This is a genomic window from Spirosoma rhododendri (genome assembly GCF_012849055.1).
Classification (GTDB): domain Bacteria; phylum Bacteroidota; class Bacteroidia; order Cytophagales; family Spirosomataceae; genus Spirosoma; species Spirosoma rhododendri.
Genome location: NZ_CP051677.1, coordinates 1,370,664 through 1,388,244, shown reverse-complemented (window position 1 = coordinate 1,388,244; position 17,581 = coordinate 1,370,664). Strand labels below are relative to the sequence as shown.

Genomic DNA, 17,581 nt, shown 5'->3' with positions numbered 1-17,581 from the left:
CTCAACGAATGAAGTATGTTCTTGGTGCTGCGCTGACGCTGGCTCTGTCGGCTGGTGCGCTGGCACAAAACGTCGACCGGGTCGACGACCCGGTCGAGTGGGTCAATCCGCTGATGGGTACCGATTCAAAACCCAGCCTGTCGACGGGAAACACCTACCCCTCTATTTCGCTGCCTTGGGGCATGAACTGCTGGATGCCGCAGACCGGCAAAATGGGCAACGGATGGGCCTACGTCTACACCGCCGACAAGCTGCGCGGCTTCAAGCAAACCCACCAGCCCAGCCCCTGGATCAACGACTACGGGCAGTTCGCGATCATGCCGATTACCGGCCAACGGCGCTACAAAGAAGACGACCGGGCCAGCTGGTTTTCCCACAAATCGGAAATCGCCAAGCCGTACTACTACAGCGTTTACCTCGCCGACCATAACGTTACGACCGAGATAAGCCCAACCGAGCGGGCTGCTGCGCTACGGTTTACGTTTCCCGAAACCGACTCGTCGTTTGTCGTGATCGACGCCCTCGACAAGGGCTCATCGATCCAGATCATCCCCGGTAAAAACCGAATTGTGGGCTATACGACAAAGAACAGCGGGGGTGTTCCGGCCAACTTCAAAAATTACTTCGTCATTCAGTTCGACCGGCCGTTTGCCAACACCGCTGTCTGGAGTGGCGACACGCTGTCGGCGACGCAACTGGCGAAGCAGGCCAATCATGTTGGGGCTGTCGTTGGGTTCAAGACACGCAAGGGCGAGCAGGTGTACGCCCGCGTAGCGTCGTCGTTTATCAGTCCCGAACAGGCTGAGCGCAACCTGGAGGAGATCGGCAACGACTCGTTCGACACGGTAAAAAGCAAAGCGAAAGCGATCTGGAACACCGAACTGAAGCGCATGGCGGTGTCGGGTGGTACCGCCGATCAGACCCGGACATTCTACTCGTGCCTGTACCGGACAATGCTGTTTCCGCGTAAGTTCTACGAAATCGACGCTAAAAAGCAGATCGTACACTACAGCCCCTATAACGGACAGGTGCTGCCGGGCTACATGTTTACCGACAATGGTTTCTGGGATACGTTCCGGGCCGTTTTTCCGCTCTTCAACCTGACCCAGCCGACGCTGAACAGCCACATCATGGCGGGGCTGGAAAATGCTTACAAGGAAAGCGGTTTTCTACCCGAATGGGCCAGCCCCGGCCACCGCGACTGCATGGTCGGCTCCAACTCGGCGTCAATCATTGCCGATGCCTACCTGAAAGGTAACCGGCAGGGCTACGACATTAACACGCTCTACGAAGCCATCCTGAAAAATACCCAGACCGAAGGGCCGCTATCGTCGGTTGGGCGGAAGGGCGCGGCTTACTATAACAAGCTGGGCTACGTTCCGTACGATGTCAAGATTAACGAGAATGCCGCCCGTACGCTCGAATACGCCTACGACGACTTTACGATCTGGCAACTGGCGAAAGAGCTGAAGCGTCCGCAGGCCGAGATTGATTTGTTTGCCAGACGCAGCCAGAATTACCGCAATCTGTTCGACCCTAGTACGAAACTGATGCGCGGTAAAAACGAAAACGGTACGTTCCAGTCGCTGTTCAACCCGTTCAAATGGGGCGACGCCTTCACGGAGGGTAACAGCTGGCACTATACCTGGTCGGTTTTCCACGATGTGCAGGGCCTGAGCGACCTGATGGGTGGCCGGACCGGTTTTGCCAAAATGCTCGATTCCGTATTCGTTGTGCCGCCCGTGTTCGACGATTCGTACTACGGTTCGGTGATTCACGAAATCCGGGAGATGCAGATCATGAATATGGGCAACTACGCCCACGGCAACCAGCCGATTCAGCACATGATTTACCTCTACAACTACGCCGGTCAGCCGTGGAAAGCGCAATATTGGCTGCGTGAGGTAATGAACCGCCTGTATCAACCAACACCTGACGGCTACTGTGGCGACGAAGACAACGGGCAAACATCAGCTTGGTACGTATTCTCGTCGATGGGTTTTTACCCAGTCTGCCCCGGCACCGATCAGTACGTATTGGGTGCCCCGCTGTTCAAAAAGGTGACGCTGCAACTGGAAAACGGCAAAACGCTGACCATCAACGCGGCTAACAATGGCGAGCAGAACCGCTACGTGCAGGACGTCCGGCTGAACGGAAAGGCATACAGCCCTAACTGGCTAAGTCACAGCGAGCTGATGAAAGGCGCTACGCTCGACGTACAGATGACCGACAAACCCAATACCCAGCGCGGTACTAACCCCGCCGACGCACCGTATTCGTTCTCGGTGTCGAAGAGGTAGAAGGTGGTTTCAAAAAGCATGGGGGATGTGATTTCGAAATCACATCCCCCATGCTTTTTGGCCTGTTCTGATTGATAACCAATCGGCTATACCGCTTCCCAGAACTGCTGGATCAGCGCCAGCCCTTCATCGACGGTGTCGGCGACGAGGAGCAGGTCGCGGTTTTCGGGTTTGATAAAGCCATCCTGAACACCCCGGTCAAGTTGCTGGAGCATCAGATCGTAGTAGCCGTTGATGTTGAGCAGCACGATGGGGCCGTCGTACAATTTAAGCTGCCGCCACGCCAGAATCTCGAACAGCTCATCGTAGGTGCCGTAGCCGCCGGGCAGCGCAATGACGCCCTTCGACAACTGCACCATCTTGAACTTACGCTCGTGCATGGTTTCCACGAAGTGAATCTCCGTCAGAGTCTGGTGCGCTACTTCCAGATCAGCGAGGAAGTTGGGAATTACGCCCGTTACTTCGCCCCCGTTGCGGAGAACCGAGTCGGCAACGGTGCCCATCAGGCCGAAACCGCCCCCGCCGTAAATCAGCCGGACGTTGTAGCCAGCCATTTTTTCGCCCAGTTCGACAGCCGCGTCTTTATAGACGGGGTTGGTGCCGGGGCTGGACGCGCAATAAACAACGATACTATGCATAACAGTTGATTTGAAAGAATAACGCCGATACTAAAGCAGCACGTCGGCCAGGTCGGTCATGTTTAAATCGCCGAATGTTCCCGCACTCATCAGCAGAAAGATCGTGGCTTTGTCGCGGTTGTCGAGCAGATACTGACGCAGTTCGCTGGAACTGGTGAATACCGTCAGGTCGGGGCGACCGAAAGCCGTGCGGATCGAGTCGGCGTCAGCCATTGGCTGATCGTCCGATAGCGTCGACGGATCGATAAACACAGCTGCCAGATCGGCCTGATCCAGCGACTGCCGGTACTCATCCAGAAAGGCCGGCAGCAGATTGGCTGCGTGAAGCTCCGCCACGGCCAGTAAAGTATCTTTTGGGAACTGCTTCTTGACCGCTTCTGTGGTCGCTTCAACTTTAGCCGGGGCGTAGGCAAAATCATGGAACAGCCGTTTGCCAGCACGCTCGGCTACCTGTTCGAGTCGTCGCGTAACGGCTTTAAACGTTGGGATGGCTGCGTAAAACTGATCGTCGGTGATACCAATGCGATCGCAGACCGTTAGCGCAGCCGCAATGTTTTTCATGTTGTGCTCGCCAAACACCGGCACCGGTATCTTACCGCCTTTGCGGGGCAGCAGATACGTTTGCCCGTTGACGATTTCGCTGGGGTGCGGCTGATACGGTACTTTCGTAATATCAGTACGCTCTTTCTGCCCGATGATGTCAAGCATATTATCAGCTTCATCAAAAATCAGAATACCGGCTTTGGGCATAGCTTCAGCCAGTGTCTCGAACTGATCGACGTACAAATCCCAGCTCGGATAAACACTGACGTGGTCCCAGGCGATACCGCTGATGAGGGCGATATGCGGCTGGTAATTCAAAAACTTAGGCGTCATGTCAATCGGTGACGATGTATACGCATCGCCTTCGATCACGATGAGCGGAGCCATTTTCGACAGTCGTACCGTCGAGTCGAACCCGTTGAGCTGCGTACCGACCAGGTAATCGAACGCCCGCTGATGAAACGTCAGTACGTGCATCAGCATGGCCGTAATGGTGGTTTTGCCGTGACTCCCCGCAATAACAATCCGCTGCTTCTGCTGGCTGTGCTGATAGATGTATTCCGGCAGCGAAAAAATAGGCAGGTTCAGCTGCTGCGCCCGTAGCAGCTCGGGGTTGTCGGGCTGCGTGTGCATACCCACAATGACGGTATCCAGTCTCGCGTGAACCTTGTCGGGAAACCAGCCCAGTTCGGCCGGTAGCAAACCGTGCTGGCTCAGGCGCGTGTGCGATGGTTCATAGAGTACATCGTCGGAGCCGGTGACGGTATGGCCGGCCTGTTGGAGTGTCAGGGCAAGGTCATGCATGACACGTCCGCCGATGGCAATGAAATGGATAGACTGGGGCATTAGTGGGTACGTAAAAACGGGACTGACGGCAAAAATAGGGCATTCCGCCGGAATGGGGAAACCGCTGCCCGCCCGCAAAATCTTAACACGATTTTTGAATCAAAAACTTTCCCGCTGCTGTTGTGTTCAAAGGGCGTGTTTGTGGTTTGTAAAGCCCGATTTTTACGGCCATTTTCGCGCCTGTTTTTTTCAGAACCATAACTTCTTTTTCGGTGCCGATCGTAGGGATGAAAACTTACTATGACCTGATTGACCAGACATTTGAATTCCCCACGCGGGAGTTCAACGTCGAGAACAACGAGCTGTTGTTCAACAATGTACCGCTGATGGACATTGTAAAGCAGTATGGTACGCCCCTCAAGCTGACGTTTTTGCCGAAGATCACTGAGCATATTCAGCACGCCAAGTTGCTGTTTAAGAATGCGATGAAGCGGTACAATTACAAAGGCAACTACACGTACTGCTACTGCACCAAGTCATCCCACTTCAAATTTGTACTTGAAGAAGTACTGAAGAACAACGTTCACCTCGAAACGTCGTCGGCTTATGATATTCAGATTGTGCGCGAATTGTACAAGATGAACAAGATCAACAAGCAGACATACATCATCGCCAACGGTTACAAACGGCCGCTGTACACGCAGTACCTGAGTGAGATGATCAACGAGGGGTTCAACGTCGTGCCGGTGCTTGACAACCTGAAGGAGATCGAAGCCTACGAAAACTCGGTAACGGCTGAGTCGGTCAACTTCGGCATTCGCATCGCGACGGACGAGGAGCCGAACTTCGCGTTCTACACGTCCCGGCTGGGTATTCGCTATAGCGACGTCAACGAACTGTACCGGTCCAAGATCGCGACCAACGAACGGTTCAAGCTCAAAATGCTGCACTTCTTCATCAATACGGGTATCAAAGACAGCGCGTATTACTGGAGTGAACTGAGCCGGTTTATGTACAAATACTGCGAACTGGCCAAGATTTGCCCCGACCTCGATTCGATCGACATCGGCGGGGGAATGCCGATTCAGACCTCGTTCCAGTTTACCTACGATTACCAGGCTATGATCGATCAGATTGTGGAGAGTATTCAATGGATCTGCAACAAGAACAACGTACCGGTGCCGCACATCTTCACCGAGTTCGGCTCGTATACGGTGGGTGAAAGCGGTGCGGTGATTTACAACGTGATCGATCAGAAGCTTCAGAACGACAAGGAGCTGTGGTACATGATCGACGGCTCGTTTATCACGCAGCTACCCGACTCGTGGGGGCTGGGGCAGAAATACATCATGCTGGCCGTGAACAACTGGGACAACCCGTACCAGAAAGTCAACCTCGGCGGTCTGACCTGCGACTCGCACGATTTCTACAACACTGAAACCCACAGCGCCGACCTGTATCTGCCGATCTTTAACCAGGATGAGGAAGAGCAGTATGTGGGGCTGTTCCACACGGGGCTTATCAGGAGTCGCTGGGCGGTTACGGCGGTATTCAGCACTGCCTGATTCCGGCTCCGCAACACGTGATCGTGGATATGGATGAGGACGGCAATCTGCGGTCGCGGCTGTTCGCACCGGAGCAAAACAGCGAGGTGATGCTGAAGATCCTGGGCTACGGCGAAGCCGAGCCGGGAATGACCGAACTGGAGGCAACTGAAGCGGCCGAAGAGCGCGAGGAAGCGGCTGAACTGGCGAAGGTGGACGAATAAAGAAAAAGGCCGTGGTGCTGGATTGGTGCCGATTACTAATCCAACACCACGGCCACATACGGTTCTGGCACAGAATTCGTTATCTGTGTGACACTGAACGCAACCACTTATTCGATGAAAAAACTACTTGTTGTGGCGACCGCGTTGGTTGCCCTGTCAATGGGAGCCTGCTCCCGGCGGTCAAACTGCCCGGCCTACGGCAGTGTACATAAACCCGCTTCCGTGCATCAGGTACGCGCTTAATCGGTACGATACTGAATAGAAGAGCCCCGTGAATAAGTCGATTCACGGGGCTCTTTTGCGTACTGGCGATTGGAACTAGCCCTGGCTAAGCACATAGTGCGACGCTTCGAGCAGGTCAGTAGCGCAGCGTTCGCTGTCCAGCAAGTCCGTTGCAGTCGGATGCGCAATGCGTACCGTTCGGACCCCCGCCCGGCGGCCGGCCTGCATGTCCCGCAACGCGTCGCCAATCATCCAGGATGTAGCTGGCTGAATGTTGTACTTGGCCATCGCCTTCTCAATCATCAACGAACCGGGTTTACGCATCAGCGATTCGGAATCGAACTTCGGGTGATGTGGGCAATAGTAAATATCGTCGATCAGGTTGCCACACTGTTGCTGTAAATAAGCGTAACAGTTCATGACATCGTCGCGGGTATATAAGCCACGGGCAATGCCAGCCTGATTGGTAATGATAATCAGCAGATAGCCGGCATCCTTAAACAATTGCAAAGCCCTGGGGACGCCATCGGGAATGATAAAATCGTCGACCCGATACACGTAGTCGGGGCGGTCTTCATTCAGAACGCCGTCGCGGTCGAGGAAAATACACTTGTTCATACCGGCAGGTTTTTGTGATGTAAGCGCTGTCATTCGAGCAAAAATAGAACGATTCATACCATTTCATGAATAGAATCGAGAAAATGGTTTCGCAATGATTGAATTATATACGTTTGTACATAACGCTAACTCAACTATAAATGAACCAGTTATTCACGACGACCTATTGGCGAACCCATACGATTCAACTAACACTACTGATCGTCAGTATACTAATCATTGCCGTTTTAAAAGCCGTACAGGAAGCAAACACGCAGGACGTGCACGGCGACATTTATATCTTCTGGTCGGCGGGGGTGAATTTTATCGAAGGCAACGGTCTGTATAGCCGGATTGGCGGGGCCGAGGAGTTTCTGTACCCGCCCTTTGCTCCGCTGGTCTTTCAACTGTTGGGGCTGATGCCATTCCCGGTTGCGGTGGGCGTGTTTACGTTCTTCAATTTCATGGCCTGGTTGGGTCTTCTGCGTCTCAGCTACCTCATTCTCCGGTACTATTTTCCATCGGCCAATCTGGCCCCCGCGCTTGCCGTGGGGTTCGTCGCAACGATTCGGTATTTCTGGCATAACATCATCTGGGTCAATATCAACGAACTAGTCGCGCTGCTTAGCCTGGGTGGTGTGTACCTCTACCTGCGGGGGCGACAGACGACAGCCTTGCTACTGCTGACGATGGCGACATGGCTGAAAGTGATGCCCGCCCTGCTGATTTTGCTGTTCTTCATTCGTAAACCGGTGCCTACGCTGTTGAAAACGATTGTCTTCAGCGCACTAATTTTCGCCACTGTACTGATGATGCGGGGTGTCAATCGCGGGTATCAGGATTACGTCGACTTCTGGCAGATTACGTTGCTACCGTTTCTGCAAGCCGGAAAAATCTACACGGATTCGATCAGCTTTAGCCTGCCATCAATGCTGGGTAAGCTGCTGACGTCGGCGGGAAATGCGTACAACAACCACGCGTACAACATCGTCGACTGGCACGTACCAATTGTCCGTAGGATTAGCCTGGCAGCACAGCTACTGGTTTTCGGTCTGACGTTCTGGCGGGCCTGGGTTAGTCGCCACCTGGCAGTGGTGCCTTTGTCCGTGATCGTGCTTGTTTATCTGACGATGTTGCTGGTCTCGGGGGTAACCTGGGAGGGGCATTTTGTAACGATGGTGCTGACGATACCAGCCACCTACCAACTGTTGACCGTAACCAGTCAACTCAAAACTCGGCGTGTTGTGGTCTGGGTATCCGTATTGATCGGACTAATGATTTTCGACACGATCGGGCCAACTCTGTACGATTATTCGCAGGGATTTAGTCTGCTCAGCTATCTGGCGATCGGTTTATACGGGCTGATACTCCGGCTGGATACAAACAAACGTGGTCCGGCAACCGAAGTCACCGAACCACGTCAAAAGCAAAATCCAGTAATTGCCTGATAGCTTCTGGTCTTGAACAACAGAACGCTGTTAAAAACTTAGCTGCTAGCCATCAGACTTTTCAGTCGTTCGGTCAGAGCCTGAATCTTAGCGTCGGCATCAGCTAGTTTTTGCCGCTCCCGCTCGACTAGTTCGGGCTTGGCGTTAGCGACAAACTTTTCGTTCGACAGCTTTTTCAGGGTCGATTCGCGGAAGCCGGTGAGGTAATCCAATTCCTTCTGTGCGCTAGCGATTTCCTGCTCCGCATCGACTTCGCCCGCCAGATTGACAAAGAACTCGTCGGCCTTAATCAGGAACGCCGTTCCTTCGCTCTTCTCGCTCGTGTACGTCACTGCTGAGACGTTGGCCATTTTCTGAATCAGCGGTTCCAGCGTCTGAAAACGCTGGCTGTCGGCCGTGCGGATCGCCAGCGGCAGTTCGATCCTGGGCGAAAGCTGCTTCGTGCTCCGGATATTACGAATGTTCGATATGATCTCGAACAGCGTATCGAAGTCAGTCAGAATCGGTTGATCGACCGACCCGGCTTTCGGGAATGCAGTCACGCAGATGCTATCGCCGTCTTTCCGTTCGCGGATGTCCTGCCAGATTTCTTCGGTGATAAACGGCATGAACGGATGCGCCAGACACATCAGCCGCTCGAAGAAATCAATCGTTGCGTCGAACGTGGCCTTATCGATGGGCTGGGCTGCACCGGCTTCGGTATCGTAAGCTGGTTTAATCAGTTCGAGGTACTGCGCGCAGAAATCGTCCCAGATCAGTTTGTAGATGGCCTGTAGCGCGTCGGAAATGCGGAACTTGCTGAACAGGTCTTCAATCTCGACCAACGTCGCGTTCAGCTTCGACTCGAACCACTGGATCGACAGTGCATTGGCTCCGGCATCGGCCGTTTCCGATACATTCCAGCTTTTAACCAGCCGGAACGCATTCCAGATTTTGTTGCTGAAATTCCGGCCCTGCTCAACCAGCTTTTCGTCGAACGGCAGATCGTTACCGGCGGGTGAGCTGAAGAGCATCCCCGTCCGAACGCCGTCGGCCCCGTATTGATCGATCAGGTCGAGCGGATCGGGCGAGTTACCCAGCGACTTCGACATTTTCCGACCCAACTTGTCGCGGACGATACCCGTCAGGTACACGTTTTTGAACGGTGCTTCGCCTTTGTATTCGTACCCGGCAATAATCATCCGGGCCACCCAGAAAAACAGAATTTCGGGGGCCGTAACGAGGTCGTTGGTCGGATAGTAGTAGTTGATGTCGGGGTTATTAGGCTCTTCGATACCGTTGAACACCGACATCGGCCACAGCCACGACGAGAACCAAGTGTCGAGCACATCTTCGTCCTGCGTCAGGTCGGCTTCGGTCATGGCGAACAGCAGCTTTTCGTGCTGTACTTTCTCCAGTGCTTCGTGCTTGCTGCGGGCCACGATTACGGTGCCGTCCTGCATGTAGTAGGCCGGAATACGCTGTCCCCACCACAGTTGTCGGCTGATGCACCAGTCATGAACGTTCTCCATCCAGGCCCGGTACATATTCTTGAACTTCGGCGGAACCAGCTGAATGGTGTCGTCCATAACGCCGTCGAGGGCGGGTTTGGCCAGCTGCTCCATCTTCAGGAACCACTGCAACGACAGTTTCGGCTCAATCACTGCGCCCGTCCGCTCCGACGTGCCGACGTTCGACTTGTTATCCTCCGTCTTGACCAGATGCCCCGCTTCATCCAGCAGTTTGATAATAGCCTTCCGGGCCGCAAACCGATCCTGCCCGACCAGAATCTGCGCTTTCTCATTCAGCGTACCGTCGTCGTTCAGAATGTCGAGAACCGGCAGGTTGTGCTTGATGCCCAGGCTGTAGTCGTTCGGGTCGTGGGCGGGCGTCACTTTCAGGCCACCCGTACCGAAGTCCATCGCGACGTACTCATCGGTAATGATCGGCACCTCACGGTTAATCAGCGGGATGATCGCCGTTTTGCCATGCAGATGCGTGTACCGCTCGTCGTTAGGGTTAACGGCGATGGCCGCATCGGCCATGATTGTTTCTGGCCGAACGGTCGCAATCGTGATGTATTCGGGCTCACCGGTATCAGTCGTGCTGCCTTTGATGGCGTAGCGGATATACACCAGCTTCTGCTGCACTTCTTTGGTGATCACCTCCTCGTCCGACACGGCCGTGCGCCCCTGCGGATCCCAGTTGACCATCCGAACGCCCCGGTAAATAAGTCCCTTTTCGTACAGATCGACAAACACGTCGATAACCGACTGATACAGGTCCGGCTCCATCGTAAAGCGCGTCCGGTCCCAGTCGCACGACGCGCCGAGCTTGGCCAGCTGACTCAGGATGATGCCGCCGTATTTTTCTTTCCACTCCCAGGCGTATTCCAGAAACTGCTCGCGGGTCAGGTCCTGCTTTTTGATACCGCGTTCGGCCAGCATCGCCACGACTTTCGCTTCGGTAGCGATACTCGCGTGGTCGGTGCCGGGCACCCAGCAGGCATTTTTACCCTCCATCCGCGCCTTCCGGATCAGCACGTCCTGAATGGTGTTGTTGAGCATGTGGCCCATGTGTAGCACCCCCGTAACGTTGGGGGGCGGAATCACGATGGTATACGGCTCCCGCTCGTCGGGCGTGGATCTGAACAGCTTATTGTCGAGCCAGTACTGATACCATTTGGCTTCAATATCCTGGGGTGAGTATGTCTTGGCGATCATTCGTTATGGCGGGGCTACGCCCGATTAAAGGACAAAAATAAGCCCGTCGCGGGAAATACCGGACGGGCAGCGAATTTGGTCAGTTGACGCGCGCACTCAGTCCGGCCAATATGGCTCCACCACCGGCCGGCCCACACCTTCCTGTTCGTCGAAAAATTCGTTCATCTCCTCCTGCGAATTGTAAGGTATTACCCCCGAGATATAAGCACGCTCATCAGATGATAGTATGCCTGAATGCAGTATGTCTACGATAGTTGAAATTTTTGCTTTAACCGAAGGCTCGTTCTTCCACGAAGGGACGACTACACCGACTAAAAGCGGCAGCTCACGATACCCTAAATATTCGGGCATGACTCGGTATGCGGAGACAGCATACCCTTTCTGTTTGAGTGCATCAAACACTTTGCTTAGTGCGCCTACCAGTACTTGCTTATCCATACGACAATCGTGTTAACCGATTCCACAAACTCGCTAACAGGTAAAACAGAAAAAGAGTTGAGGTTGTAACGAACCTGCTCTGACCAGTTCATACTGCGTACTCGTGTCCAGGCAGTTTCGAGTTGACCGTCCTCCGTTCTTGCCTTCTCAAATTTAGCCGAAAGCCCGGATAACACCAGCAAATCGCTGTAGTTGTGCGTTTTAAACTCACGGAAAACACGGTCCTGCACGTAACGACTGCCTTTGTTGGTGCGGTCGGGCTGGTAGAAGTCATTCTGATCGAGGGTGCGGCAGACGGCGGCTTTCAGCGCGCATTCGATGGCGTAACCGGCGAGGTAAAAAGCAGTGTCGGGCTGGTCGGCGGCTAGTAACACGGCGGCATCGGCAAGGCGCTGCTGGGCCAGTTTTTGCAAGGTTGAACGGGATGGCATTACGGTGGATTTCAAACAAATATGCCGTATTTTTACTTGCTAAGCTACTTCATCTCAACGGCTATGGAATTCGGAAAGACGCCTAATCTTGATACAGTTAGCTTCGCACTGCCCCCCGGTAATCCATTCAACGCGCGGGTCTGGACGGCCGTCGAACCCGCCGTTCGGCCACAGGTGTATATCGGTGGGCCAATCTGGGCAAACAAAGATTACGTGGGGAAGGTGTACCCAACCAACGCGAAAGATAAAGACTTCCTGCACTACTATACCCGGCAGTTCAACACCATTGAGCTGAACCTGACGCACTACCAGATTCCAACGCCGGGGATGATCGAGAAGTGGAAAAACGAAGCCACGCCCGGCTTTGCATACTGCCCTAAATTCCCGCAGCTTATCAGCCATGAGCGGCAACTGGTAGCGGCCGAGTTACAGACCGAAGAGTTTGTCAACGCGGTGCTGCAACTGGAAGAGTTTCTGGGCATGACCTTCCTGCAACTGCCGCCCCACTTCGGGCCCGACAAGTGGCCCGTGTTGGAAAGCTACCTCAAACACCTGCCCGACGAACTGAACGTATCCGTCGAATTTCGCCATCCCGACTGGTTCGGTAAAGTGGTCTGGCCCCAGACGCTCGAACGCCTGCACGCCCTACACCGGCATGTGGTCATCACCGACGTAGCCGGTCGGCGTGATGTACTGCACATGGGACTGAGCAGTCCGGTGCTGACGCTTCGCTTCATCGCCAACGAAGGCCACCAAACTGATTATAGCCGTACCGACGCCTGGGTGCAGCGGCTAAAAACGTGGTTCGAGAAAGGACTGCAAACGGCCTATCTGTTTATCCACGGTGGGGGCGACAACGATACCGCTCCCGAACTGATTCTGTACTGGATTCGCCAGTTAAATCAACACTGCGGGCTGAACCTGCGCGAACCCGTCCTGCAACCAAAAGTCGTGCAGGGTAGTCTGTTTTGACGGGCACGTTTTACGGAACCGGCTTGTTATATGGATAATAATGGTGTATCTACATTTAATACTCCTGGAAATATATGGAACTAGGCATCAGTAGTTTCGGAGAGGTAAATCCCGACAACAAAGCAGGGCAGGCGGTCAACGCACATCAGCGAATGCAGGAACTGCTCGAAGAGATAAAACTGGCCGACGAAGTTGGGCTGGATGTGTTTGCGCTGGGTGAACACCATCGCCCCGACTTTATCATTTCGGCCCCCGAGGTGATACTGGCTGCGGCTGCGGCTCAAACCAAAACCATTCGGCTGTCAAGCGCCGTAACGGTGCTGAGTTCGGCCGACCCGGTGCGCACGTTTCAAAACTTCGCTACGCTGGACCTGATCTCGAATGGTCGGGCGGAAATTTTGGCCGGGCGCGGGTCGTTCACCGAGTCGTTTCCACTGTTCGGCTACGACCTGAGCGACTACAATGAGCTATTTACGGAGAAGCTGAGCCTGTTGCTGGCGATCAATGAAAGCGAACAGGTAACGTGGTCAGGAAAGCTTCGGGCACCGTTGAAACAAGCCGGAATCTACCCGCGCCCTTTGCAACCGAAACTGCCGATCTGGATTGCCGTTGGCGGTACGCCCGCATCGGCCGTAAGGGCGGGGCGGCTCAACCTGCCGATGACGGTAGCAATGCTGGGCGGGACACCGGAGCGGTTCGTGCCATTTATAAACTTATACCGTGAATCGGCGGAGAAGGCTGGTCATGATGTGAGTAAGCTGCAACTGGCGGCTAACTCTCAGTTCTACATCGCCGACGACTCGCAGCAGGCATCGAACGAGTTCTGGCCACCCTATGAGCTGTTGATGAATCGGGTCGGGCGGGAGCGGGGTTGGCCACCTATTAGCCGTGAGCAGTACGAGCAGACGCGCAAATACGGGCCGCTCATGGTTGGTAGCCCGCAGCAGGTAATCGACAAGATTCTGCATTTCCACGAACTGTTTCAGAACACGCGTTACCTCGGCCAAATGATCGGCGGGCACCTGATTTCGCACAAGCAAAACCTGCGATCTATCGAACTGTTCGGTACGAAAGTCGCTCCGGCTGTTCGCAAAGCGTTGCAGGCAGTGCCCGTCGAAATAGCTCAATAACTTGTCTCAAACAGCATCTTGCTGTTTGCTTAGTCTTCAAACAAACAGCAAGATGCTGTTTGAGACAGTTTCAATACGTCAGTTGATTTTGCGCCCTGCGTCCGGTACTTTTGTTACATGAGTTATAGCCAGACAATTATTGATCTCCATCACCACCGTTAACGACGGGCGGTACGATTGTTTCTGGATTTTTCCTCACAGCCATACCCAAGCCCGGTTTATCAGCCGGGCTTTTGCTTTATGAAAACGGTCATTATCAAATACAACGCGGGGAACGTGCAGTCGGTAATGTACGCGCTCGACCGGCTGGGGGCCAGCTACCTGCTTACCGACGATGAAGCCGAAATTCGCTCGGCCGACAAAGTGATCTTTCCCGGCGTGGGCGAAGCGAGCACGGCCATGGCGTACCTGCGGCAGCGCGGCCTCGACAAACTGATTCCGTCGCTGACACAGCCGGTATTGGGTACCTGCGTCGGGATGCAGCTGATGTGCCGCCACTCGGAAGAAAACGACGCGACCTGCATGGGCATCTTCGACATCGACGTGCGCCGACTACCGGGCAACGTGGGGCTGAAAGTGCCGCACACGGGCTGGAACAGCATTCACTCGCTGAAAAGTCCGCTGACGACAGGGCTATCGGAAAGCGATTACGTTTACTTCGTCCACAGCTATGCCGCCGACGTCTGCGAACATACCACGGCGGTTTGTGAATACGGCCGGCCATTCAGCGCGATGCTGCACCGCGACAATTTCTACGCGGCTCAGTTTCACGCCGAAATCAGCGGCAATGTCGGGCAGCGTATACTTGAGAACTTCTTACGGTTATAAATTCAACACAGAGGTCACGGAGACGCAGAGATATTGCTCTGGTGTCTCCGTGAGTTCTCTGTGACTCTGTGTTTAGAAAAACATGCATATCATTCCCGCTATCGACCTCATCGACGGTAAAGCTGTCCGGCTGACGCAGGGCGATTACAGTCAGAAAAAAGAATACAACGCCCGCCCGCTGGAAGTGGCGCAACAGTTTGAGGACGCTGGCCTGACGCGCCTGCACTTGGTCGACCTCGACGGGGCAAAGGCGAAGCATGTTGTTAACTGGAAAGTGCTCGAACTGATTACGGGCAAAACCAGCCTTCACGTCGATTTCGGCGGTGGTGTTCAGTCCGACGACGATCTGCGGATTGCGTTTGAGTGCGGTGCCAGGCAAGTGACGGGCGGTAGCATCGCCGTTAAGCAGCCCGACGTGATGGAACGCTGGCTGTCGCAGCAGGGAGCCGAGAAGATTATCCTGGGTGCCGACGCGAAAAACGAGAAAATTGCCGTCAGCGGCTGGGAAGAAGGCACCGATGTATGGGTGTATGACTTTGTGCAGAACTGGGTCGAGAAAGGTATTCAGTACGTTATCAGCACCGACGTAGCCAAAGACGGACTGCTACAGGGACCGTCGTTTGAACTGTACCGTACGATGCAGGAGCAACTGCCCAGCCTGAACATCATCGCCAGTGGCGGGGTCAGCAACATGGCTGATATCGAGACGCTGGCCGATATGGGCCTGTTCGGCGTCATTGTCGGCAAGGCGATTTACGAGGGGCGTGTTACGTTGAAGGAACTGTCGAAAATTAATCAGTAGTGATGAGGTATGGTCTGCTGGTAATTACCTTGTTTTTCGTCAGACTGCTTGCTAGCGCGCAGGCGACAAAGACTGTTGATCAGTATGACGAAAGGTGGCAGGCTGAACTGGATCACCTCACTCAGCAACTTGGCTGGCGAACACCAACATTAAAAGAGGGGGAGTACGAAGTGTATGTCTGGAACAGGCAGGGTCTGGTGCGCGGGGCCGCACACAGCGTATATCGAATCCGCAAAACTAACCAGCGGCTTACCGTTGATGGGTATAGAATTCGATATACACCAACTGGCACGCCTAGCGTACAGCGCGACTATCTAAAAGCAAGAGTATCGATGGATGATTGGAATAAACTGGTTGACAAACACCTGCTTACGCTACCGACATGGTCAGATGTACAAGCCAGATATTACGCCAGCTTTCCCAAAGATTCGACTTGGAACGAATTATCGTCTGACGGGACCGTCACGGTGAAAGCTCGCAGAACGCGTGGTCGGATGGCTGTCAGCGATGGAGAGGCTTATGCTTTCTCGATCTTCAGTCATGATGGTTTCCGGTTCTATTCGTACAGTAATCCGTCTACTTTCTACAGAGAATACACCGATATCCCTGAATTACGCGACGTGACCGAAATCCTGACTGAGCTGAACCAGCTCTTTTAGACCTACACGCACACCGAGAACAATTTAAGTGAGCGATGACCGACGACTACATTATCAGCACAGATAAATCACGGCTTGATCTAAATCTTGTCCATCAGTTCTTGAGTCAGGAATCGTACTGGGCGAAAAATATGCCGATGGAGTTGGTTCGCAAAGCGGTCGACAACTCGCTGTGCTTTGGCGTATACCTTGCCGATCAGCAGGTTGGTTTTGCCCGCGTCATTACCGACTACACCACCTTTGCCTACCTATCGGACGTGTTTGTGGTGAAAGAACATCGTGGAAAAGGATTGTCGAAACGGCTGGTGCAGTATATCGTCGACTATCCTGACTTGCAGGGTCTTCGACGCTGGACGCTGGTCACGGTCGATGCTCATACGCTTTATGAACAGTTCGGTTTCACTTTTCCCGACGATCCCAAACTGTATATGCAACGAAAACTAATCGACAGCTACTGATGCTGACAAAACGAATTATTCCCTGCCTTGACATCAAAGACGGGCGCACCGTGAAAGGTACCAACTTCGTAAATCTGCGCGACGCGGGTGACCCGGTGGCTTTGGCGGCCATGTATGCCGAGCAAGGTGCCGACGAACTGGTGTTCTTAGACATTACCGCTACTGTCGACGAGCGTAAAACGCTGATTGAGCTGGTCAGGAACGTCGCGCATACAATCAATATTCCGTTTACCGTCGGTGGCGGTATTTCGTCGGTGGCCGATGTATCGGCACTGCTGAACGCGGGGGCCGACAAGATTTCGATCAATTCGTCGGCGGTGCGTAACCCCGATCTGGTCAACGAGCTGGCGCTGGAATTTGGCAGTCAGTGCGTCGTTGTAGCCATCGATACGCGCTACGTTGATGGGGAGCATATCGTACACACCCACGGCGGACGCAAACCAACCGAACTTCGCACGATTGCGTGGGCGAAAGAAGTGGAGAATCGTGGCGCGGGCGAACTGCTGCTGACATCGATGGACGCCGACGGTACGAAAGCCGGTTTTGCACTCGACCTGACCGCACAAATTTCGGGTGCGGCCAACATCCCCGTCATCGCGTCGGGAGGGGCCGGTACGATGGATCACTTCGTCGACGTGTTCACAACAGGAAAGGCCGACGCCGGGCTGGCTGCCAGCATTTTCCACTTCCGCGAAATCGACATTCCCGCGTTGAAAGGCTACCTGCGGCAGGAAGGTATTGAGATGCGGATTTGATAATTTTCCAACACAGAGGCACAGAGAACGCAGAGGTGTTATGTAGTGTCAGGTCTGAAACGCCAGTTCGTCTACCGTTGCCCAACCTGATGTTGTGTGATACC

At 54.0% G+C, this 17,581-nt stretch carries 16 protein-coding genes and 1 pseudogene; 11 read left to right on the top strand and 6 right to left on the bottom strand.

Annotation, left to right across the window (positions count from 1 at the left end; translation table 11 throughout):
• Positions 1-8: 8 nt before the first annotated feature.
• Positions 9-2,300, top strand: a complete 2,292-nt coding sequence (locus HH216_RS05510; RefSeq protein WP_169549886.1) for a GH92 family glycosyl hydrolase — start codon at positions 9-11, stop codon at positions 2,298-2,300.
• Positions 2,301-2,386: 86 nt separating this feature from the next.
• Here HH216_RS05510 and HH216_RS05505 read toward each other — a convergent pair whose 3' ends face one another.
• Entirely contained in the window at positions 2,387-2,938 is a 552-nt protein-coding gene (locus HH216_RS05505; RefSeq protein WP_169549885.1) for an LOG family protein, read from the bottom strand.
• Positions 2,939-2,968: 30 nt separating this feature from the next.
• Entirely contained in the window at positions 2,969-4,327 is a 1,359-nt protein-coding gene (locus HH216_RS05500) for a UDP-N-acetylmuramate--L-alanine ligase (RefSeq protein ID WP_169549884.1), read from the bottom strand.
• A gap of 227 nt (positions 4,328-4,554) precedes the next feature.
• Here HH216_RS05500 and HH216_RS05495 point away from each other — a divergent pair.
• Positions 4,555-6,035: pseudogene (locus tag HH216_RS05495) on the top strand (arginine decarboxylase).
• 114 nt (positions 6,036-6,149) lie between these two features.
• Positions 6,150-6,278, top strand: a complete 129-nt coding sequence (locus tag HH216_RS26440; RefSeq protein WP_256366353.1) for a hypothetical protein — start codon at positions 6,150-6,152, stop codon at positions 6,276-6,278.
• Between the two features lie 75 nt (positions 6,279-6,353).
• On the opposite strand, the gene HH216_RS05490 is transcribed toward HH216_RS26440, so the two are convergent.
• Entirely contained in the window at positions 6,354-6,875 is a 522-nt protein-coding gene (locus tag HH216_RS05490; RefSeq protein WP_169549883.1) for a D-glycero-alpha-D-manno-heptose-1,7-bisphosphate 7-phosphatase, read from the bottom strand.
• Positions 6,876-7,015: 140 nt separating this feature from the next.
• Here HH216_RS05490 and HH216_RS05485 point away from each other — a divergent pair, with 140 nt between their 5' ends.
• Positions 7,016-8,302, top strand: a complete 1,287-nt coding sequence (locus tag HH216_RS05485; RefSeq protein WP_169549882.1) for a glycosyltransferase family 87 protein — start codon at positions 7,016-7,018, stop codon at positions 8,300-8,302.
• A 38-nt stretch (positions 8,303-8,340) separates the two neighbouring features.
• Here the strand turns inward: HH216_RS05485 and HH216_RS05480 are convergent, their stop codons facing one another.
• The 3 genes from HH216_RS05480 to HH216_RS05470 all read right to left on the bottom strand — a co-directional run bounded on the left by HH216_RS05480 (position 8,341) and on the right by HH216_RS05470 (position 11,855).
• Positions 8,341-11,004 (bottom strand): valine--tRNA ligase, encoded by a 2,664-nt coding sequence (locus tag HH216_RS05480; RefSeq protein ID WP_169549881.1) that lies wholly within the window; start codon positions 11,002-11,004, stop codon positions 8,341-8,343.
• A gap of 96 nt (positions 11,005-11,100) precedes the next feature.
• Positions 11,101-11,442: a hypothetical protein gene (locus tag HH216_RS05475; protein WP_169549880.1), complete on the bottom strand. Its 342-nt coding sequence runs from the start codon at positions 11,440-11,442 to the stop codon at positions 11,101-11,103.
• Positions 11,421-11,855, bottom strand: a complete 435-nt coding sequence (locus HH216_RS05470) for a hypothetical protein (protein ID WP_169549879.1) — start codon at positions 11,853-11,855, stop codon at positions 11,421-11,423. The genes HH216_RS05475 and HH216_RS05470 overlap by 22 nt, the downstream gene beginning before the upstream one ends.
• Positions 11,856-11,936: 81 nt before the next feature.
• Between HH216_RS05470 and HH216_RS05465 the strand changes: the two genes are divergently transcribed.
• From HH216_RS05465 to hisF, 7 genes are all read left to right on the top strand, one after another.
• Positions 11,937-12,845 carry a DUF72 domain-containing protein gene (locus HH216_RS05465; protein ID WP_169549878.1) on the top strand — a complete coding sequence of 303 codons (909 nt, stop codon included), beginning with the start codon at positions 11,937-11,939 and terminating at the stop codon, positions 12,843-12,845.
• Between the two features lie 74 nt (positions 12,846-12,919).
• Positions 12,920-13,975, top strand: coding sequence for an LLM class flavin-dependent oxidoreductase (locus HH216_RS05460; protein ID WP_169549877.1), 1,056 nt, complete (start codon positions 12,920-12,922; stop codon positions 13,973-13,975).
• 240 nt (positions 13,976-14,215) lie between these two features.
• Complete coding sequence (gene hisH, locus HH216_RS05455) at positions 14,216-14,803, top strand: imidazole glycerol phosphate synthase subunit HisH (protein WP_169549876.1); 588 nt, start codon at positions 14,216-14,218, stop codon at positions 14,801-14,803.
• Positions 14,804-14,885: 82 nt separating this feature from the next.
• Positions 14,886-15,605: a 1-(5-phosphoribosyl)-5-[(5-phosphoribosylamino)methylideneamino]imidazole-4-carboxamide isomerase gene (hisA, locus tag HH216_RS05450; RefSeq protein ID WP_169549875.1), complete on the top strand. Its 720-nt coding sequence runs from the start codon at positions 14,886-14,888 to the stop codon at positions 15,603-15,605.
• A 2-nt stretch (positions 15,606-15,607) separates the two neighbouring features.
• Positions 15,608-16,264, top strand: a complete 657-nt coding sequence (locus HH216_RS05445) for a hypothetical protein (RefSeq protein WP_169549874.1) — start codon at positions 15,608-15,610, stop codon at positions 16,262-16,264.
• A gap of 35 nt (positions 16,265-16,299) precedes the next feature.
• Complete coding sequence (locus HH216_RS05440) at positions 16,300-16,722, top strand: GNAT family N-acetyltransferase (protein WP_169549873.1); 423 nt, start codon at positions 16,300-16,302, stop codon at positions 16,720-16,722.
• Positions 16,722-17,477: an imidazole glycerol phosphate synthase subunit HisF gene (gene hisF / locus HH216_RS05435; protein ID WP_169549872.1), complete on the top strand. Its 756-nt coding sequence runs from the start codon at positions 16,722-16,724 to the stop codon at positions 17,475-17,477. Before HH216_RS05440 ends, hisF begins: the two co-directional genes overlap by 1 nt.
• Positions 17,478-17,581 lie beyond the last annotated feature (104 nt).